The following is a 19,378-nucleotide window of genomic DNA, read 5'->3' as shown; positions in this document are numbered from 1 at the left end:
GGTAACAGTTAAAACTCTTACTCGATTGGCGTTAAATCACGATCTCTCTATTCGTCCTGAGAGTAGCCCTGGTTCCCGCTGTAAATGCGCGGAATAACAATAACGAATTAAACGAGTGAAACGAACAGAACGAATAAATTGATAGCAACGAGTGCGTTTATCTCAATGAGCGGAACGAACAGTTGGTTTTAATGCCGTAGTAATCCTTTCACCGAGTGAAACACCCTCACCGAACGCACCGAACTAAACGACCAAAACGAACGAAACGAACACAACGAGGAAAACGAAAGAAATGACCGACACTAACACGGCACGAATCACGGTGGCGAATCAGAAAGGAGGCGCGGGGAAGACAACTGATGTCATTCATACTGGCGGCGCACTCTCCGCCCGAGGCCACGATGTCCTCTTGGTTGATATCGACTACCACGGGGGGCTCACCTGCTCGCTTGGCTACAACGAACTGTATTACGATACCGACCGTACGACACTCTTCGATGTACTCGATTTCGACCAGATGGAGTCGGTGAACGATATCATCGTCAAGCACGAGGAATTCGACATCCTTCCCGCCAGCGAGAAGCTCGCGAACAACAAGAACATCCAGACGTTGCTTGAGGCACCTAAAAGCCGTGAGCGCTTGGAGATGACTCTCGACGAACTCGACAAGGACTATGACTACATCATCGTCGACACGCCACCATCCCTGAACGTCCTCACCGACAACGCCCTCGTCGCGACCGGCAATGTCGTCATCCCCGTGATTCCTGAGAAGCTCAACGCCAACAGCCTCCAGATTTTCGCAAAGCAATTGAGTTCGCTTGAACCAGCCTACGGTGACATCAATCGGCTCGCTATAGTCTGTAATCGTGTGGAGCAGAACTCCGAACACCGCGATACGATTGAGGAGATCAAATCGGCGTACTCGTTGCCGATTTTCGAGATCCCAAAGCGGACTGACCTCTCCCAATCGATTGGAGAGGGTGTATCGATATTCGGCTACGGGAAGGAGAATCAGCGCGTTGAGGATGCACGCGATTTGTTTAACGACATCGCCGACCTGTTCGACGAAACGTTTGAGAAGACTGCACCTGAGGAGGTGAAAGCATGAGTGACGGCTGGGGTGATGCTTCCGGCATTGAGGGCAACTACGAAGATGAAGACGATGAGGCCGATTCCGGCGAAACGAGTGAGGTGAGTGAAACGGTGGAAACCGGTTCATCGACCGAAACACCCGAAATGACTTCAACGAGTGAAACGAACGTAACGAGTAAAACGAAAATGAATATCAAGGAGGAGTGGAACGGGCGGACGATCTACATTCCCGACGATGTCCTCGACGAGATGGAGGATACCTACCTTGAGTCCCAACTGAAACTCCGCAAGGCTGGGCAGGATGAGTTCAAGAAGAACCGCCACTTCTACCCGCTACTCGTCCAGTTCGGTGTTGAGGGACTTTCTGAGGCGGATGCCGAGGAAATTCAAGCCAGACTGGCAAATATCGGTGACAGTAACACAAGTGATAATTGATCCGCTTTGTTCCCAGCAGCGACAAATACGTCCCCGCTGGAGGCCGAACTGAATGCGTCTCTCGTTCGACGATGGCACTCTCTTGCTTGAGGATGCTCCCGATACTGTCCCTCACGCTGAGAAAGATCACATGATATAATTTATTTGATAGAACCGTCGGGATTGGCGTGCTGCAAAAGTAACTCTGCTTTACTCTGACCGATATGCTCAACGTCTGTTAACTCGTCAATAGACGCGGTTCGAAGATCTCCTACCGTCTTGTATCCTGCTTGGTTCAATTTAGTTACCAATACTCGACCTACTCTCGGTACGTCTGCCGCGAAATCTTCCACTGGGGTGTCATCTAGTTGGTCTTCCTCCGGAGTTGAAACTGAGTTCTCTGTGCGAATTTCTAAGTACTCAATTAATTTGGAGATGGTTCCTTCCCCTATTTGTTCAATATCCGCCAGTTCTTCGCACGTTGCAGCACGGACATCTCCTGCAGTCTCATATCCTGATTTTTCAATCTTCTTTCGACTAACATCTCCAAAGCCTGAAATTTGATCAACAATCTCTTTGAGTTGAGTATCGTCCCGAGTAGATCGTCGGTTATTTTTCGGCTTCTCTTCCCGACTCTTTGTAATTTGATTCTGGGTGAAATCAACCAATCGCTGTGCTGTTTCCGTTCCAACACGGTTTATTTCTAGTAATTCACTGACAGTAGTCCCTTCTAGATCACTTAGTGTCTCAAAACCCTCTGATTCCAGATTCTTCACGATAATCGTTCCAGCACGTGGTATTTGTTCTACTACGGTGGCAATTGGCGTTTCCGCCGTGTATTCCGTCTGTGGGCTCTGTATCGTTTGTATTTCTCCATGGAGGTGATCAACTATCTCAAAAACTCTGCTGAATTCTTCGGGCGGTTCACCAAGCGATGCTAATTCTGTCTTACTAGCTACTTGAATATCCTCGGAAGGCATCTCATATTCTTCAGGTATCTCAGTCCAAAATTCGCCAACAGATTCTTTCAACGACTCGTCGGTAACCTCAACTGATGAACTTGTCTCCTGAAAGCGATGCTTCCACCACGCGCTGCTCAGGTTTTGCGGTTCCTTCTCCGTGTCATCAACACTACTTCCATCAGATTGAGTCATACTATAGAGTCCGCTGATAACGATACCAGTTCACGTAACTCCTCATCTGAAAGTTCGGTTACCCATTCATCACTATCGGCCAGTACTTGTTCTGCTAAGTCTCGCTTGCTCTCAATGATCTGGTCTATCGATTCTTCGATTGTTCCCCGACAAATTAGTTTGTACACCTGAACATTGTTATTCTGCCCAATCCGATATGCTCGATCAGTTGCTTGTTTTTCGACAGCTGGGTTCCACCACCGGTCATAGTGAATAACATAGTTGGCTGGCGTGAGATTGATACCGGTGCCGCCAGCATGCAGTGACAATAGGAAGAAACAGGATCCGTTAGCGTCTTCGAATTCATCAATCATTTCTTCACGTTCCTCTTTCGGCGTGTCTCCGTAGAGATAGAACACACGATAACCTTGGGCTCGTAAGTGTTCTAACAATAGCTCTGCCATCTGGGTATATTGAGTGAATATAAGCCCTTTCTCGTCATAGTCAGATATCTTCTTAACGAGGTCATCAAGCACCGTAAGTTTACCCGATCTATCTCTGATACGCTGATCGTCATTCAGGTACTGACGTGGATGATTACAAATCGATTTGAGATTCCCGATCAGTTTCAGAATTTTCCCCCTACGTTCGATATCTCGGGCCTGTTCAATTTGGTCGAAAATTTCATCTGCTACTGCCTTATATAGAGTTGCTTGCTCTTCAGTGAGTCCACAGTACTCCTTTTTTTCTGACTTCTCCGGGAGATCGTCGATTATTGACTCATCCGTTTTCTCACGCCGCAATACGAATGGTCGTATAAGTTGCCTGAGTTGGTTCATTTTCTCGATATCTCCTCGTTCCTCAATCGGTTTTGAAAAAGCGTTTCTGAACTGTTTCTCAGATCCGAGTAGACCAGGGTTACAGAACTCCATTATAGACCACAATTCGCTCAAGCGGTTCTCAATCGGCGTTCCGGTTAACGCCAACCGATGATGGGCGGACAGCGACCTAATTGCCCGTGTACGACCGGCTGATGTGTTTTTGATCTTTTGTGCCTCATCAAGGACGATCCTATGGAATTGAACGTCTTGCAATTGGTCGATATCACTCCTCGCTGTCCCGTACGTAGTAATGATTATATTGTGGTGTTCTATGGCACTGGTAAGATCATCTCCCGACATTCGACCTTGGCCGTGGTGGATATGCACTGTCAGGTCAGGAGTAAACTTGTTCGCCTCACTTTTCCAGTTGTACACAACAGACAGCGGACATACTACTAACGTTGGACCAACCATTGGATCAGCCGACCGCTCCTGAACCAGACGTGCGAGAACCTGAATCGTCTTCCCAAGTCCCATATCATCTGCCAAGCAACCACCAAATCCGTTATTTTCGAGATAAGAGATCCAACCTAAGCCCGTTTTTTGATATGAGCGCAATTCACCGTCAAATTCAGAAGGGGTGTCTATTTTTTCGACCCATGTCTCGTAGTCCTGCTCAAATAGCTTCTTGAATGAACCTTCCAATCTTTTTTCGACGACGGGGAGGCTAACCTTGTCCTCATTGATTTCAGTGTCTGCCTGAAGTGCTTCTTCAAGTGTGCGTTCTTGTTCACGATCAAGAAGATCCATTGCCGATTTTACCTCGTCGTCCTGCACTGGAACCCACTTACCCTGGAAGTGTACGAGCGAACGCTTGAATGAAGATAGCTCTTGCAACTCATCTTCGGAGAGAGTGTCATCTCCCACGACGATCTCCCAATCGAGCCCGCACAGTTGTTCGATTCCCAGACCACTACCGGTAGTCTCAAACTCGTCGTCAGTGTCGCCTACAACCAACCGAGCACCAAGTTGTTTCGGGGGCTCTCCCCACCAGTCAGGGAGTATCAGCCCAAACCCTGCTTGCCGCAAGTTATCTGCATATTTTTGCAGAAATTCAGTAGCTTCGCTATTCGATAACTTGATCTCGGTCGGTTTCGATTGATCAAGTTCGTCTTTTAGTCGGGGATATAGTTTAGAGGCACGCTCCAACTCGTTTTGTAGAATCTGACTGGGTTGGTTGAGGTGGCGTGCGAGTATTTTCGATGTTGAGCGATCTGATTGCCACAGGTCGCTCGTCTCAACCACGAGGCTCGGATCGTTTTCCGATTGGAGTAGCAGTTCAATTGTCCAGCCATCGGGAACAATCGGTTCCTGTTCTGGGTCCGACATCACCGATCCAGTGTCCAAATCTGGCTCTTTCAGTTGGAAGCAAAGTCTTACGCTCTGCTCGTTTTCGGTCATCGAAGGGCGACTCCATTCGTCAAGCTGCTCTCGAAGTTTAGCAATCGATTCGGAATCAGCCTCAATCGAAGTTCCTTTTTCAACGAGCGTAGCTATCCACTGTTGATTGACAGGATCTAATTCATGAGAAGCTAAATCGGCCTCTGTCGTAGATAAGCGCTCTTTCACCAACGTATTAACCAGCCTATCCAGTGTACGTGTCAAGACCTCTTTCGAGGAACGGGTAATAGGGTATTTATGCGGTCTATGTTGGCCTGATCCAATTTCTACGGATGTCCGTGCTAGTGGTGGCATTGCCTCTATCAATTCCACAATTTGATCAATATCATCGGCTTCTGAAGGGAACGCACGCCAAGTACCTGTGATAGACCCACCTTTTTCTGCAAGGTGTGGAGCAACCTGTCCGGAGTCAACGAAAGACTCTGCAACCGAGCACACAGACTTCCAGTAATGGACAGTCTGTCCTGGTTCGATATTGGTTCCCCAGTAACTATTGGTCTCCTTCGAAAGATGCGTGAGAATTAATGGAGCATCTATCGAATTAATTTCTACTGCCGAAATGAGCCACGGGGCAAGAGACATTGAATTATTTTCTTCAGTGTCTTCTTGCTGGATCGATGGTGATGGTTGAGGAGAAGTTTGACTTGTTGGTAAATAGATTGTGAGAGTTCTCAACTCTGTATTTGATAACTCATATTCTATTTCCGAAAGAATGTCGCTGAGAGTTACATTGTCAACAGTAAACGGGTGCTTATTTGCACCTATTCTGTCTGCTGTCGGGTGTTGATTTTGTCGTGAACGAGGGAGTGTAGAATCCTCTGCCCAAAGGTAGATTCTACCGCACTCATCTGTAACCGTATGAAGAACAAGCATACTACGTTTATGTTTCGTGAGATTTCTGTGGGAGTGTGGGGATTTAGTACCTTGCAACACCAAAAAAGAATATTATATTCTTTCGGCTACATGTGCCACCCGTTAGTATCTATATTATTCTGTGAGAATAGTTGAGTATTTGAGTTTATATTACTCCCTATAACTATTTACCCGAAGAAAGTTCCTAATTTTTTATGTTTCCTTATCTCGTAAAACACAGCTGAAGAAACCGTGGGAACATCATTCACATCATCTACTTCTCTGAGTTTGTATGTTGCTGATCCATTTTTTCCCAGTACGGTTTCTTTGAATAGTGTTCGACAGTTTTCACATGTAATCAGCTTGGCTTTGCTCAGGAAATCGTGACGGTACCATTGAACAGACAAAGCCCATTCTCCACAGTTGGGGCATCCGTTGACTTCCTCATTGATCCCCTGCTCAGCATCTCTGTGAAGACGACCTTTCTTATTTCTACTTACCGCAGTCGGAGATGTATTTTTACCATGGATACTCATATGACAGGAATCACAGAGAGTTATGAGATTATCCATATCATTGGTTCCCCCGGAACCTAACGGGACAATATGATGAGCGTGTAATTCTGTAGAACCGTACGGGCCACCACGATCTCCACATTCTTGACATCGGTAATCATCTCGACTATACACGTCCTTTCGGATTGAGTCCCAGTTGCTTGGATAATCGGGGGGCATGGTTATTCGATAGATATTGTGTAGTGACAATTAATCCTCGGGGACGGATGTTGAATGTTAATATATTCTACATACAGTCTGGTCGAATATGTGTTCAGAACCATTGCCTTGTGTTCTCTGTGCATCCGTATTCGGATAACAGCCGAAAGTCGAGTGAATGCACCTTGGTCAGTTTGTCGTTGTAAACGTGTAGAGAAAAGTGTGAAAACAGAATTACCCCAACACTGAGATACGTCGCCGATTGACTTCTCTCTTACCTGCGGGACTTATTGACGACTTCGCGCTCGCGGGCAAAATCTTTGAACGCTATCGAACACTCGATCTCACGAACAATACTCCGAGAATTCGCGTGGTGAATCGCAATCTGTGGCTTGCTAAAGGTCAAATTTTAATTGATTTTATGTAGCGTCATATGATTTATTCGCGCTTGGGCAAGTTCACAGGATATACATTACTTAGTATGTTGTCTACGTGGGACACCTGACTTACCAAAAGTATTAGATAGCTGTGAGATAAACGCTACTCCCAGAGAATGGCCGATATCAAATCACCCCAAACCACGGCGAGGCGGTTCCCGTGAGCGATTCGCAGTACCAGTGGTCGCGGAAGTCACTCGACGAGTTGGTCGATTTCTACTACAGCGAGATTCGACCGGCGATGCGAGAGGCCAATTACGACCCAGATCACGGGCGGCCAAGCTACGAGTGGCTGGCCGACCACGGCTTCTCGGGGTTGTCCTACGCCCTTCAGGAGCATCATGACTTGACTGCCAAGGAATTCTTCGTGGAGGAAGTCGGTCTCGGCGACGATACTTCGAGGGATTACGACACCGATGCTGGGTACGACTGGGGCATTCGGAACGACGAGACACTCGAAGCGATCAAGCGGTACCTCTCGACGCAGCGAGATCGTGGACAACTCGCTGAATCCACTGTCACGAGTCGTCGCTCCCGGCTCGCGGAGTACACACGGATCTACGAGCAGCTGCATGGGCCGGTCAGCCTCACTCGGAACCTCGATGATATTGAGGAACGGCCGGCCGAAAACGACCGCTGTATGGCTGTCTTCGACGTACTCAAAGGCCAGCTCTCGACCGATCAATCGCGTCTCAAGTACCTCGGCGACGTACAGCAGTTCTACGACTATCAGGTCAGGTTTCAGGGCGCGAAGTACAATCCGCTCGATGGAGCCAACGATCAGTTCCGCTGGGAGATTGACAACCCCGACAACAAAACCGTTGACGCCGACGGTATGCGGGCGATCTACGAGGCTGCCGAAAGCATCGAGGAACGACTGTTAGTGTTGGCTCTTGGAGCATGGGGACTGCGGCCGAATGAGGTTGCCTCGCTCACGATGGATCAGTTCGTCCTTGATGATGGCGAGGCTAACCGAATCGTCTTTGAGCATCGGAAGAACGGCCCTGGCGAGGTCACAGTACTGTTCGGTATCGACGTACTCAAACAACGAATCGTTGATCTGGATGGGCCAGGCTGGGAGGGCTATCTCTTCCCATCTGATCGGTCATCCACGGGCCACATCACGCCGCAGACGGTCACGAACCGATTCAAACAGCTCGCTGAGCTCGCCGGTGTCACTGTTGAGGGTGAGACGCCAACTGCCAAGATGGGGAGGCGGTTCTGGTATACGACCTACAACGAGGCCGTCAAGCAGATGATGGAAGGACTAGAGGGAATCGCCGCTGATCAAGGCTCATCAAGTACTGAAATCGTTTCTCAGAACTATCTTTCGGAGGCTGAGAAACGGCGATACCGTCACGAGTCGATGCGTGACGAACTGAGTGAGGTGTTCGGAGACCCATCCAGTAGGAACTGATCCCCTCCTAATTATTCTATGTTATCTAAAAGATCTGCTAAATCAGGTTGATCTTGTTCGTCCATACCAGGTGTTGTGAAAGTATACGGACGAAAAAGTGCACCATCATCCGAGTCATTTTCGATTCCTGAGTCTATTTTACTCGTCATCTGGTCTTCAGTGAAGATGCCGACGGACGGATTCTTAGATTCTTTTGTTCCATCATGCGCAAAAAAATAGAGCAGATCTCCTTCACTAATGTCCTTTATATTTCTAACTTTATCAGGTATAGAAGTTCTATTGGACGATCCTGAATGAGCTTCGGTATTATCTATGGTTTTAGAGTTTTCTTCACGAGGAGTATGACTAGCTATGTAAATATATTCATCACTTTCAGTTTCATGAATGTACCAGTAATAAACTTTATCTTCATCACTTATATCATCAGCGAAAATCAAATTCTGAACCTCAGTTGGAATAGTTAATAGATTTTGTGAGGTTACCTCGGCTGATTCGATATGTTGTGTAGAGGGATTCTCAGAGCCCATGTATTCTCACTCGCACATTTGATGTAAATTCAATATAAAAATTAGGCTTTGGAAATTAGGGCCAATTCAATTCAATACTTTAGTCTCAACAATCTTAGTATTAATATATCTGTTAATTATATTTAATAGGCCTCATGTGCCCCGTTTGCATTTTTGCAAATGGGTTCATTAAAGTATTCAATTTCATATATATTATTTATGATGATATTATTCGGCCACTCAAACACATCACTCTCATGGCTAAAAACAAGCCAACAAAAGAACAGATCCTGGTGCTTGCGCACATCCATGTAAGTATTGGATTGGCCATCGCAGGTAGTCTGGCCAATCTTTATCATAGACCTATGATATTGCAACGGTACCGTCAAAAAATCATAGCTAACCACATAAATGCTGTACAGCATTTATATATAACCTCTAAATCTCTCGCACACGCGATATACGTAGTAGATCTGGGAGTATACCTGAGTCAGCCAACAGCTCCTAAATCATACCTGCCGACGGCTCTCAAATCATACCTATCGACGGCTCCTAAATCATACCTCACAAAGTGGGTATCAAATTTCCTCACCAATCGATTCAGCGTGGTTCTGCTGCTGCCACTAATTATGCTTGCAACATCAAGTGATTCAAACGCTTCTTTGTCGGAGTTTGCCGATTCATCTGATGAACAGTCAAACTCAAATAATAAATCAACAAATACTTTTGAATTAATAGATGATCTGGCTAAAGCAGCATACGGATACACAAGACAAAGTCAAAGTTCTCCTGATGATAGTAGTTCTGAAACTATGAGTATTGAGGTTCAAAAACAACATATACACGAAATAGCAGATGAGCTTGGGTATGAAATAGCAAATATATTTGTGGATATGGATGAAAGTGGGTATACATTCGACCGAGAAGGTTTCAAAAAGCTTGACGAGCATTTAGAACAGGATCCTCGTCCCGTTGTACTTGATCGGATAAATCGTCTCGGTCGAAATACACTTGAGACGATCTACGTGGCAGCTGTAATTCATTATGAGCACGAGGTAGAGATAATTACCTACCGGAATGGATTGTATAATCTAGATTCTACCTCTGATCAAATTACTCTCGTAGTCGAAGCCATCACCGCCGGCAAATCAGTTGAGGATCGTATCCGAGCGGCATGGGACACGATAAAACGAAAATTTGAGAAAGAAAAGGTCTGGAGTACATGGTTTGACAATGTACGTCTTGGATATCGACTACCAGATGACAAAGATTGGCCAGAACCAGTTACGGGTGGCGAAAAAGTAGTATCTGCGATTATGGAAGATGTGATAGAAACAGAAAACTACTCTCAGGTTGCTAAACTTATCAAATCTCACGTGAATAATGAGGGACTTGATCAGGGTTATGAACAGAAGTACTCTGTTCTTAAGTTACCAGTTGAGGATGTCGTCTCAGTGTTCGACTATTCAGATATCGACATTGACGATACAGATGGGGCGATAATCAAGCGCATCGTCGAAGACCCAATTTACGTTGGAAGAGTAGTATATCCACGTAGTGCAGATGAATCTGAGCAAGCTGTAAAAGAAGACTCTGAGTTACAGTTGATCTCTGAAGATCTCTTTGAAGAAGTCAACGAAACTGTTGATGATATCGCAAAAAAGCACTCTACCACGACCGACAGTGTTGATATTGAAAAGTTAGCAGATATGGGATTGATTATGAAAGTTCTAGAGGATATTGATAGAATCAAACCCATCTGTGATCATTGTGGTCGAGGTATGGAAAAGAATGGTTCTGAAACTTTGAAGGACGGCTCGAAGTGTCACTACTGGATTTGTCCAGAATACGATACTGATGGAGGTGAGAAGGAACACGATCAAATGAAATTCCCGCATGAGAAAGAGTGGGAAATGCTGAAAAACCACGCAGAAAATGAGAATTCTGATGTAGTTATATTAAGAATAAAACCATTCAATCAATAATATTTGAATTTACATTCTCGATTAAAAGCCGACTGAGCAATCCCTATTGATGATTTCATATAAATACCCACTTATAGTGAGGGAAGACACAAACAACGTAGAGTTTTCAATTATTGCGTTTCCAGAAACTCTGAGTACTGATTAGTGACGTTCTGTATTCGTCTCTCCTTCCGATTACGTGGCATCTCTGAACGCACTGATTTTCTTGCACGTTGGAATCGATTTCTGACTTGAGTAACCGTTTCAAACCGACGCTTCTCCACTATCTGATACTCTTCAACGTACTCATCCACGTCTGCCACTGTGTATTCGCCTATGTAGATCTCATTTTTCAGTATCTTACCTACTCGGTGGGGCGTCCATTCCAATTGCCGACATTCTGGATGAGACTCTGCTTCTAATTCTGTGGCGACATCTGGCATTGATCGAAGACGGAGATACCGATCAAAGATGATCCGTACGAGATCGGCCTCTGCAGGGATGATTTCCAGCGTTGCATCCTCACACTTCCTGTATCCCAGAGGGGGATTATCATTGGGCCACTGGTGGTTGGCAGCTAACCCAATCATTCCCATCTGTGTGCGCTGTTTGATGAGATCACGTTCAAGTTCTGAGGCTGAAGAGATGTTCCGGAAGTTGAACCGCCCAGTGGGAGTAGTCGTGTCGATATGTTCGGTGACACTATGCAGCCCGACATCCCAACTTCTCAACTCCTGTTCCAACTGCACCGCGTGCATGAGGCTTCGGGAGAATCGATCCAACTTCCAGACAACTATCACGTCGAACCAACCAGCCTCAGCTCGGGAAAGCATCTTCTGGAACATCTCTCGGTCAGTATCGCTTCCGCTGACTGCTTCGTCACGAAAGATGTGTGATACCGTCCAGCCTAACGACGAACATCTCTGCCAACATTGTCGCACTTGCTCATCTATGGAGTACCCTTCCTGTTGACCCGGTGATGACGTTCGAGCGTAGATCACCGCAGTGAGATCGTCGGCAGCTTGAATTGGAACACCGGTTGTGGCGATTTGATTGGAAGGGTCATTATTCGGAAGCCGAGTCATGAATCCAACACCTCCTGGAAATCACTGACCCGCTGACGGATCGTCTCTTGTGAGACACCGGTGAGGGTCGCAATTCGACGTTGCGTTAGCTCTCCAGACGACACCATGTATATCGCTGCGCCAGCGATGCCAACTGGATGAACCGCTGCATTGCTGAATAGCTCTGATTCAACAACAGTGTCTATCAGTTGTTTAGCCTCTGATTTGATCTGATCCGAAAGTGCTGCCTCTTGACAGAGATACCCAACGTAGGCCGTTGGTGATAGCTCAACATACCCTCGGGTCAATTCTGCTTGGAATTGTCGTATCATCTGTTTGAGTCGATCTGAGTCAATATCCAGTTCAGAAGCTACTCGTTCGGTAGGCCGTGGTTGCTCTACTTCTCGTGTTCCGATACAGATTGCCGCACCAACAACGAGTGTGGTTAATCGTCCGTCTGTGAGGTTCACTCGTGAGGCTTCTGCGTAGACATCGGCAGCCTGTTCTCGAAGCTCAGGAGTAAGATAGAGATCCTCAGCGACGGATTCAATCTCTTCAAATGCCGCTGCGACTTGTTTTTCAGTGCTGTTGGTTATTGCATAGAACTCACTCCAGGATTGGTCTGTTTCAACATCTTCCTCCTCAGTGATCTCTTCTATCGAACCAACAGGGGCCTCTGTTCCGATCACGTACCCACACGATCTACAAACCTGATTCGGTACTTCAGGTGCCGAAAATTTCAGCAGACTCTCACACTGGGGGCATCGATCTATTTCCCCAATCCTGTTGGTGACAATCGAATCGATAACGGTGGCAGGCAATCGTGGCTGGTCGTGCGATTCTCTCGCCATAGTATCACTCATTAGCATCCGATTCAGTGTCATCATCAGTGATCTCATTTGCTAACGATGTGACCGATTCAGACACAATCTCACTGAGCGGTTTGCAGTGTTCATGGCAGTGATCCATGATCGCTCGCTTCTCCGCCGTCGAGAGTTTTACCGACACGCGAGGGATCACCAGATACTGTTCGTAATCTTTCCCGAATAGCACCTTCCGGTGGAGAACATCGACTCTCATTTCAGGGTTGGTCACCGCTAGATCGACGAACTCGATGCCCTGTTCAGCAGTCTGGAACTCCACAGCTGTCGCTGCGATCTCGATTACCCGTTGCTCGGAAAGCCCTGATTGATTCCGAGCGAGCCGGTCGGCAACCTGCCATTGCAGATCGCCGTACTGTCGAACATCCGCGTTGAAATTCTTCAATGCCGACCACTGCTGTTCATCACCTTCCGGGCCATCCGACAGTAGGACGTGGACTTCGTCAGGCAGCGACAACACATCGATATATCGACGAACAGTGTCGGCCTCACGGCTGGTTCGAGCGGCGACCTGCCGGGCTCGCTCGGCCTTTGATTGCGTGTCAGTTTCGATTTCGTCGGCCAACGAGCGGCAGTACTGCGCCCACTGGTAGGTTGACCACTCCCGGACGATGCTCTCCATTTCGGTCGCTTCAAGCGCATCCAATGTGTCCTCATAGATCCGAACCGGGAGTTGCTCCCAGCCACAGGAGACGGCTGCCTGGTACCGTTGCCAGCCATCGGTGATGTGATACACATCGTTTTCATTCGGATCTGGACGCACGATCAGTGGCTTGTTGATACCGAAGCCGGCGATGGATTGTTTCAGTGTCTCCGATGGCCGAACACGACGAGGGTTGTGCTCACCGTGGACGAGTTGCCCAACTGGCAACAACTCATCGTAGGTGTCTGGCAGTAGATCGTGGTTGGTGGCTGGATTCGATGGTGCCTGCGACATGCTTACTCCCACCCCCGTTCGTCAGCGAGGGTCTCCAACCGCTCCAGATACAACTCCCGAGCCAGTTCTGTATGCGTGTTAGCACCCCGCGAGCGCATCGCCTGGACGTGCCAGCGACTGTGCCGTTGGGTCTCTGGGCCCTGCAGATCGACCCGTTTGAACGGCCGGTTCGGTTCGATCTCTTCGTGGAGTTCTTGGAGTTCCTCGGTGTGCCGCTGTAACGTCTCACTGAAGACCTCTCGTTGCTCGGTCGGCGATTCCGAATCGAGGGCCGTCGAGACATCCTTGCGGAACTCTCGTAGCGACTGCCGAAGTTCGAGTTCCGACATCTCGTCGAACTGGAGTGAGCCAACCGTCTCTAAGACCGCATCGACTGGATCAAGACTGTCGGCCTCCAGTTCGGACTCCAGAGTGTTGTGGAGCGCGACAACCGCCCGAGACGTGCCAGATTTGCCCTCACCACTTCCGAGTGTCGCACGGGTATCGATCCCGTAGTTCTCAAGGGCCGTCCGCTCGGGGGCCGTACGCTCCTCGGGATTTTTGAACAGTGACTGCAGCACCGGTGGAAGCGCAGCCGTCTGTAGGTGCTCCTGAATATGATCAATCGCACTTTGATCGGAGCGACCAAGGTACCGTTCGGCCATGTAAGCGAGGGCTTCCTCGTCGGTCTCGAAGTGCCCCTGCTCGATCTCAAGATCTACATCGAGTGGCGTGTCAGTTGGTTCAATGCCCTCGTCGTTCGTTCCCGGACGAATCAGTTGATAGATCAGATTGAGTTGCTGAGCGATCTCCTGTTCGGAGAGCTCGCGCCGGTCTGTATTTTCGAGTAGCGATGTCCACGCAGCATCCAAATCATCTGCCTGCAAGATTTTACACGGTAGCGACTCATAGCCGGCCTCCATCGCAGCGTAGTAGCGTCGTGACCCGGCGACGATAGCATACAGGTCTTCTGCAGTCACCGGTGATGGATTGCCATCAGAGCCAGCGTTGTCATCGTCAGTAACAGCATCGCGACCGTCATCGACGGTGTCGGTGGTCTCAGTAGTTACCCCCATCTCGACAGCGTCGAGTGGCCGGACGATGAGATCGTTGTACAGCCCATCGGCTTCGATAGCGGCGACCAGTTGCTGGTCGATATCGTCACCCGTCCACGGTTGGTCACGAGACTGCATCGGATCGACGACCAGCGACTCGATTGACAGTTCAGCTCGTTCTATCATGGAGTCGGTTCCTCTCCATTTTGTGCGGTCGTCATGTCGCGGATGATTTGCTGCCAGCCGACCTGTTCGAGACTAATAGCCACGTCGTCACTGCCATCGTTGTCGATAGTGACCTCAGCGAGGAAGCTGTCAGTCTCGGTGGCGATCTTCTCCTGCACCTCGGCAATCGCGGCGTCGTAGGACTCGTACACCGTGAGTTCAGTCCCGACGGTCACGTAGAATCCCTCATCAGCTGCGGGATCGACGCTGAATTGCGCCGGCGGCATTAGTTCTCAGCCTCCGAGTCCGCAGGTTCCCCGTCAGTTTCACTGTCCCCAGTGTCGTCTTCAAGGGCCTCATCAGCCACATCGATTACCTCGTCGTCGACGACGTGATACGGTTTGAGCACGCCGTACTGATCCGGCAGGATGCGGTCGTTAATCCGAACCGCCAGCTGCGGGTTGACCTTCGGCCGAGTATCGTCTTCAGGCCCGTTCCATGAGAGATACTCACCGTCTGAGGTTTCGGAGTATTTTGTGACCGTCTCGATGACTGAATGGAGATTCAGGTTCGTGACGTTGAATCCCAGTTCAGTGTACAGCCCACGGCCAGCGTTTGCTCGCCGTGTCTGTTCCCGAAGGGCCTCTTCAGCCTTCGAGGCCTCGAAGTGGAGATCGAACTCAGCTGTTCGCGCCGGTGTCACCTCTTGGAGTGCCTCATCGGTCACTCGAATGGTAACTGACTGGACAGCGAGATCCGGTTTGACCGACTGAGTTTCTGCATCGAGGATAGCGTCGAGATGCTCGTAGAGCGTCTCGATAGCGGGTTCATCCCACGGATTATCCGGGTTAGAACTGTCAGAGTCCTGCAGCTGCGTGTAATCGATATCGAGGGTTTGTTTTGTCTCTTGTGCTCGAAGTACCCCATACTCCCGGAGTTCTTCGACGAGGGTTTCGTTGGTTGTGACGACGCTGCTGCTTGCTTTGAGCTGGATGATCGAATCACCGAAGGCATCCAGTATCGCCCGCGCGGAGTTCGTCTTAAGTGCTGGAATCGCAGTCGTACGTTTGACTGTGCCAGCTGGATCTGACGTGGAGCTCATTGTCCACCTCCGATTCGGGTTACGGCGAGTGATCGTAGTGTGAGACTTGAGAGCGTCTGTTCTAATTGTAATCCGGTACTATCTTCCGATCCTGGAGTAGATCTTTTCATGGGTTTCTGTCCAGAGACCCAAGCCTCCGGTGCGGCAACACCGCGGGGCACTTTTCGAATGACCCCGAACGCTTGGGCCTCCTTATCCATTATGAGAAGTCATATCGGTAAAAGCCTTTCGGAGTTATCATAATGGATTTGAATTCAACCGATAGGACTATTCTCATCCATTATGATTAGTCCTAACAATGGGTGAAAGGGACGATAAAACAGGGCAGTATACGGATGAATACCCGGAAGAGGCCTTCTTAGATGCAATTAGGAGTGCAGATCAGATGTTGGGTACTGGGGAAATAGCTGATGCTGTCGGGTGTGCGCACGATACAGCATATAAGCGACTACAGAAACTCGAAGAGGAAGATGTTCTCGGATCGCAGAAAGTTGGGAATACGATAGTTTGGTTCATTGAATAAAAAATAACGTTCACTCGAAGGTATCGAATGATATAGAGTCACCTCAGTCCAATCGATCAAGCGAGCCGTAGAGTTCTTCATTCTGAATGTGGGTACAGAACTGTGCGCAGAGCTGACAACAATCCGCTGCATCAGTAAATGTCCGGACACTGGCGTCCCAGCGTGTGTTGACGGATCCAAGCATCGCACTCCGAACCGATGGTTCGGTTGCAACCATAACCCGTCGTGTGCGCGTTGGTGGTGTCGCGTCGGCAGCTGGCCCCCGCATTCCATCCGTCGACAAGAGATCTTCGAGAACACTCCCAATCTCGATACCGACGCCCAAGTTATCGCCAACCTGTGGGGCGATAAAGATCGTTGCATTACTCGCCTGGGCAAAAGTGATACTCTGTGTTGCGGCATCCATCTCGTCAAGCGAAATACCGACATCGATTGCGAGGAAGGCATTGAACCCACGTTCACGGAGACAGTCTCTAGTCTCCTGGAGCAGACGTAAGACCTCGTCTTCAGCATACTCACCGGTGGTCTCGTCCCACGTTGCAAACGACGGGGCATCGGTTTCGGCATCGGCGTTCTCCGGGAGCAGCGCGTCGAGATCGAACGTACGATATGGGCCCATCAGGTAGACGAGAAACTGTTCTCGTCGCACTGGATCGAGCGCGTCTGAGTCACCGGCGGCACGAGGGAGCGAGTCGATAATCCGTTGCCGCATTCGACTCACCAGTTCGGAACGATAGTATATAAATATCGGTGTACTCAAGAATCTTCGAGTCGAGAATGACTAAGTACGTGGCGTCCTAAGATGTGAACAGAGGCACTCACAGATGTCCGAAACCAATCGGCACTCGACAACGGAGGTTCGGCAGCCTGAACCACCGTTGCCAGAAGATAGCGGGCTGACGCTCGAAGAGTATCTGGCGATGCAGCAAGCGATCAGCCATATGACGCGGTTTCGGATTCTTCGCACACTCGTCGCTAACGACGAACTAAGTGCCGCCGATCTCAAGGCTGCCGTCGATGTCGAATCCAATAACTTCCACTACCACCTCGACGAGTTGGTCGATGTAGGTCTCGTCGACAAACGGCAGCGACGAACCGCTGACAGCCAGGGGTTCTATACGTACTATCGGCCGACAGCAATGGGTCGAGGAATCCTTGAGCACGGCGTCGAGGAGCTAATGCGGCGTGAGCGCGAATTTAACGACGTTTATTCGTAATATCGACTGGAAACAAGATGGCGGTTCTCGACAATCTCTCCGGGTTCGAATTCGAAGATGTCGTCGAAGATGTCTTCCGTAACCTCGGTTACGAGAACGTCCGGCAGGCCGACCGACGCGCCGATGAGGGCCGCGACGTATTGATGGAAGAGGTCGTCGACGGCACACGCCGGGCTATTGTCGTCGAATGCAAGCATACTGATACGGTCGGTCGGCCTGTAGTTCAGAAACTCCACTCGGCGATTGCCACCTTCGACTTCGATGGACCCAAGCGAGGGATGGTCGTCACGACGGGGCGGTTCACCCAGCCAGCAACCGAGTACGTCACAAACCTCGAACAAAATAACGACCCCCATCCTATCGAGTTGATCGACGGTGAGGATCTCAGAGAGATCGCTGACGATGTCGGGCTCGATCTCTACAACGGCCGGATCGAGATCCTCTGTGATGAGACGCTACGCCCCTACGACCCAGCATCGTCGGTGACCGCGCCTATCGAGGAGGCAATCGGCGATATCCAGAACATCGATGTGACCGACTTACCGACACCACATGCAGCAGTCACGTTCCAGCCAGTCGTCGAGGTGACAGCCAATACGAACGCCGTCTTCGAGACCTCTGTCGGGGTAATCCATCGAATCAACGAGCGAACGGAATTCGTCATCCACGCAGACCGTGGCTCACCACGGGTGGCCGACAGCGACGTGGCCGAACTGGTTTCGGAGAACATCCATGCGACTGTGGATTTAGACGACGAGTCGATCCGCGAGCCGTTTGACGAGACAACCGACCAGCGGTTTGGACAGACTGAAACTGAGTACAAAGACTGGGCCGTCGATCAGCTACAACGGGCTCAGACGACGACGGTGACCTACACCGGCGACAACAACGTCACCTACAACAAGACCTGTGAGCCGAACCGGTCGGATATTTCAGTCCAATCGATTGAACCGGTGTATCTCCCCAAGATACGGCAGATAACCGAACTCGGCGAGTACACCTATCCATACGAGTACTACGCTGCTGGGCCGTCACGAGTGACGACGGAGGAAGGCTTCCATCAGTGTGCCCACTGTGAGACAGCCGGTGGTGATGAGACATACACCTATTGTGAAAACTGCGGCGCAATTGCCTGCGGAGACCACATCAAGACGGAGCGACTGACTGGGGAGCCGGTCTGTACTGGCTGTGCTGTGACTGAAAAGTTCGCATTGAAGACGAAGTACTTCTATGACGAAGAGAATCTGGGGACTTTCCGCGAGGAGTACGCTGCCATGGGACCCCATCAGAAAGCAATGGAGAATCCACTGTTGGCTGGAAGCAGTCTACTGGTTGTACTCGGTGTCATCGTAATCGGTCTGCTACTGATGACTGGTGGCGTTTGAGTTGGTGGCTGTCAGTACGAAATTAGGGGAATGGATCGGAGAGGGAGTGGTGATGCAACCAGACAGGGAGGTGGGGGAGACGGCAGGTGGAGTGGGCCGTTTGCGTTCCGGCCAGTTGAGCGAATAGGGCTGTCAAATAAGTGCCTTCTGTACACTACGAATGTTGCAGCTTGCCGTCACTACATCACTGGTAGATTCGGAACAGGGAGCGTTCCACTACAGAGCCTGATCGAACCACAGCAGTGACTTCATCGGTG

Annotated in this window: 18 protein-coding genes; 7 read left to right on the top strand and 11 right to left on the bottom strand. The window is 49.4% G+C overall.

The annotated features are described in order from the left end of the window. Positions 1-292 precede the first annotated feature (292 nt). Together DM826_RS07975 and DM826_RS07970 are read left to right on the top strand one after the other, a co-directional pair. Positions 293-1,111 carry a ParA family protein gene (locus DM826_RS07975; protein WP_120102876.1) on the top strand — a complete coding sequence of 273 codons (819 nt, stop codon included), beginning with the start codon at positions 293-295 and terminating at the stop codon, positions 1,109-1,111. Continuing rightward, positions 1,108-1,530: a hypothetical protein gene (locus DM826_RS07970; protein ID WP_120102875.1), complete on the top strand. Its 423-nt coding sequence runs from the start codon at positions 1,108-1,110 to the stop codon at positions 1,528-1,530. Before DM826_RS07975 ends, DM826_RS07970 begins: the two co-directional genes overlap by 4 nt. Before the next feature lie 140 nt (positions 1,531-1,670). Here the strand turns inward: DM826_RS07970 and DM826_RS07965 are convergent, their stop codons facing one another. From DM826_RS07965 to DM826_RS07955, 3 genes are all read right to left on the bottom strand, one after another. Continuing rightward, positions 1,671-2,663, bottom strand: a complete 993-nt coding sequence (locus DM826_RS07965; protein WP_120102874.1) for a helix-hairpin-helix domain-containing protein — start codon at positions 2,661-2,663, stop codon at positions 1,671-1,673. Then, entirely contained in the window at positions 2,660-5,797 is a 3,138-nt protein-coding gene (locus DM826_RS07960; protein WP_120102873.1) for a DEAD/DEAH box helicase, read from the bottom strand. The genes DM826_RS07965 and DM826_RS07960 overlap by 4 nt, the downstream gene beginning before the upstream one ends. Before the next feature lie 167 nt (positions 5,798-5,964). Beyond that, positions 5,965-6,510 (bottom strand): HNH endonuclease, encoded by a 546-nt coding sequence (locus DM826_RS07955; protein WP_120102872.1) that lies wholly within the window; start codon positions 6,508-6,510, stop codon positions 5,965-5,967. A 576-nt stretch (positions 6,511-7,086) separates the two neighbouring features. Here DM826_RS07955 and DM826_RS07950 point away from each other — a divergent pair. Then, entirely contained in the window at positions 7,087-8,343 is a 1,257-nt protein-coding gene (locus DM826_RS07950; protein ID WP_233735725.1) for a tyrosine-type recombinase/integrase, read from the top strand. A gap of 11 nt (positions 8,344-8,354) precedes the next feature. Here DM826_RS07950 and DM826_RS12865 read toward each other — a convergent pair whose 3' ends face one another. Beyond that, positions 8,355-8,870 (bottom strand): hypothetical protein, encoded by a 516-nt coding sequence (locus DM826_RS12865; protein ID WP_133304668.1) that lies wholly within the window; start codon positions 8,868-8,870, stop codon positions 8,355-8,357. 236 nt (positions 8,871-9,106) lie between these two features. On the opposite strand from DM826_RS12865, the gene DM826_RS07945 reads away from it, so the two are divergent. Further along, entirely contained in the window at positions 9,107-10,834 is a 1,728-nt protein-coding gene (locus tag DM826_RS07945; RefSeq protein WP_165853281.1) for a recombinase family protein, read from the top strand. Positions 10,835-10,944: 110 nt separating this feature from the next. Here the strand turns inward: DM826_RS07945 and DM826_RS07940 are convergent, their stop codons facing one another. The 6 genes from DM826_RS07940 to DM826_RS07915 all read right to left on the bottom strand — a co-directional run bounded on the left by DM826_RS07940 (position 10,945) and on the right by DM826_RS07915 (position 15,996). After that, positions 10,945-11,898: a recombinase family protein gene (locus DM826_RS07940; protein ID WP_120102870.1), complete on the bottom strand. Its 954-nt coding sequence runs from the start codon at positions 11,896-11,898 to the stop codon at positions 10,945-10,947. Then, positions 11,895-12,566, bottom strand: coding sequence for a transcription initiation factor IIB family protein (locus DM826_RS07935; protein ID WP_165853280.1), 672 nt, complete (start codon positions 12,564-12,566; stop codon positions 11,895-11,897). The genes DM826_RS07940 and DM826_RS07935 overlap by 4 nt, the downstream gene beginning before the upstream one ends. 166 nt (positions 12,567-12,732) lie before the next feature. After that, the gene (locus tag DM826_RS07930) at positions 12,733-13,695 is read right to left on the bottom strand and encodes a ParB/RepB/Spo0J family partition protein (RefSeq protein WP_120102868.1); all 963 of its coding nucleotides are present in this window, start codon (positions 13,693-13,695) and stop codon (positions 12,733-12,735) included. A gap of 2 nt (positions 13,696-13,697) precedes the next feature. Further along, on the bottom strand, positions 13,698-14,915 hold the full coding sequence (locus DM826_RS07925) for a ParB N-terminal domain-containing protein (RefSeq protein WP_120102867.1): 1,218 nt from the start codon (positions 14,913-14,915) through the stop codon (positions 13,698-13,700). Beyond that, positions 14,912-15,181, bottom strand: a complete 270-nt coding sequence (locus tag DM826_RS07920; protein ID WP_120102866.1) for a hypothetical protein — start codon at positions 15,179-15,181, stop codon at positions 14,912-14,914. Before DM826_RS07920 ends, DM826_RS07925 begins: the two co-directional genes overlap by 4 nt. After that, on the bottom strand, positions 15,181-15,996 hold the full coding sequence (locus DM826_RS07915) for a hypothetical protein (protein ID WP_120102865.1): 816 nt from the start codon (positions 15,994-15,996) through the stop codon (positions 15,181-15,183). The genes DM826_RS07920 and DM826_RS07915 overlap by 1 nt, the downstream gene beginning before the upstream one ends. A 298-nt stretch (positions 15,997-16,294) precedes the next feature. Between DM826_RS07915 and DM826_RS07910 the strand changes: the two genes are divergently transcribed. Continuing rightward, complete coding sequence (locus DM826_RS07910; RefSeq protein WP_120102864.1) at positions 16,295-16,519, top strand: helix-turn-helix domain-containing protein; 225 nt, start codon at positions 16,295-16,297, stop codon at positions 16,517-16,519. A gap of 43 nt (positions 16,520-16,562) precedes the next feature. Here the strand turns inward: DM826_RS07910 and DM826_RS07905 are convergent, their stop codons facing one another. Further along, positions 16,563-17,231 (bottom strand): DUF7509 family protein, encoded by a 669-nt coding sequence (locus DM826_RS07905; protein WP_120102863.1) that lies wholly within the window; start codon positions 17,229-17,231, stop codon positions 16,563-16,565. A gap of 112 nt (positions 17,232-17,343) precedes the next feature. On the opposite strand from DM826_RS07905, the gene DM826_RS07900 reads away from it, so the two are divergent. Further along, a complete protein-coding gene (locus DM826_RS07900; protein ID WP_120102862.1) occupies positions 17,344-17,736 on the top strand; it encodes a winged helix-turn-helix domain-containing protein in 393 nt (130 codons plus the stop codon). Positions 17,737-17,753: 17 nt separating this feature from the next. Then, positions 17,754-19,121 carry a restriction endonuclease gene (locus DM826_RS07895; RefSeq protein WP_120102861.1) on the top strand — a complete coding sequence of 456 codons (1,368 nt, stop codon included), beginning with the start codon at positions 17,754-17,756 and terminating at the stop codon, positions 19,119-19,121. The last annotated feature ends 257 nt before the right edge of the window (positions 19,122-19,378 follow it).

The sequence above is a fragment of the Halonotius aquaticus genome, from assembly GCF_003605575.1.
Taxonomy (GTDB): domain Archaea; phylum Halobacteriota; class Halobacteria; order Halobacteriales; family Haloferacaceae; genus Halonotius; species Halonotius aquaticus.
This window is presented reverse-complemented; position numbering and strand designations above follow the sequence as displayed.

Coding starts and splice junctions, on each gene's coding strand:
- DM826_RS07975 (WP_120102876.1), top strand. CDS start 293: ATGACCGACACTAACACGGCACGAATCACGGTGGCGAATCAGAAAGGA.
- DM826_RS07970 (WP_120102875.1), top strand. CDS start 1,108: ATGAGTGACGGCTGGGGTGATGCTTCCGGCATTGAGGGCAACTACGAA.
- DM826_RS07965 (WP_120102874.1), bottom strand. CDS start 2,663: ATGACTCAATCTGATGGAAGTAGTGTTGATGACACGGAGAAGGAACCG.
- DM826_RS07960 (WP_120102873.1), bottom strand. CDS start 5,797: ATGCTTGTTCTTCATACGGTTACAGATGAGTGCGGTAGAATCTACCTT.
- DM826_RS07955 (WP_120102872.1), bottom strand. CDS start 6,510: ATGCCCCCCGATTATCCAAGCAACTGGGACTCAATCCGAAAGGACGTG.
- DM826_RS12865 (WP_133304668.1), bottom strand. CDS start 8,870: ATGGGCTCTGAGAATCCCTCTACACAACATATCGAATCAGCCGAGGTA.
- DM826_RS07945 (WP_165853281.1), top strand. CDS start 9,107: ATGGCTAAAAACAAGCCAACAAAAGAACAGATCCTGGTGCTTGCGCAC.
- DM826_RS07940 (WP_120102870.1), bottom strand. CDS start 11,898: ATGACTCGGCTTCCGAATAATGACCCTTCCAATCAAATCGCCACAACC.
- DM826_RS07930 (WP_120102868.1), bottom strand. CDS start 13,695: ATGTCGCAGGCACCATCGAATCCAGCCACCAACCACGATCTACTGCCA.
- DM826_RS07925 (WP_120102867.1), bottom strand. CDS start 14,915: ATGATAGAACGAGCTGAACTGTCAATCGAGTCGCTGGTCGTCGATCCG.
- DM826_RS07920 (WP_120102866.1), bottom strand. CDS start 15,181: ATGCCGCCGGCGCAATTCAGCGTCGATCCCGCAGCTGATGAGGGATTC.
- DM826_RS07915 (WP_120102865.1), bottom strand. CDS start 15,996: ATGAGCTCCACGTCAGATCCAGCTGGCACAGTCAAACGTACGACTGCG.
- DM826_RS07910 (WP_120102864.1), top strand. CDS start 16,295: ATGGGTGAAAGGGACGATAAAACAGGGCAGTATACGGATGAATACCCG.
- DM826_RS07905 (WP_120102863.1), bottom strand. CDS start 17,231: ATGCGGCAACGGATTATCGACTCGCTCCCTCGTGCCGCCGGTGACTCA.
- DM826_RS07900 (WP_120102862.1), top strand. CDS start 17,344: ATGTCCGAAACCAATCGGCACTCGACAACGGAGGTTCGGCAGCCTGAA.
- DM826_RS07895 (WP_120102861.1), top strand. CDS start 17,754: ATGGCGGTTCTCGACAATCTCTCCGGGTTCGAATTCGAAGATGTCGTC.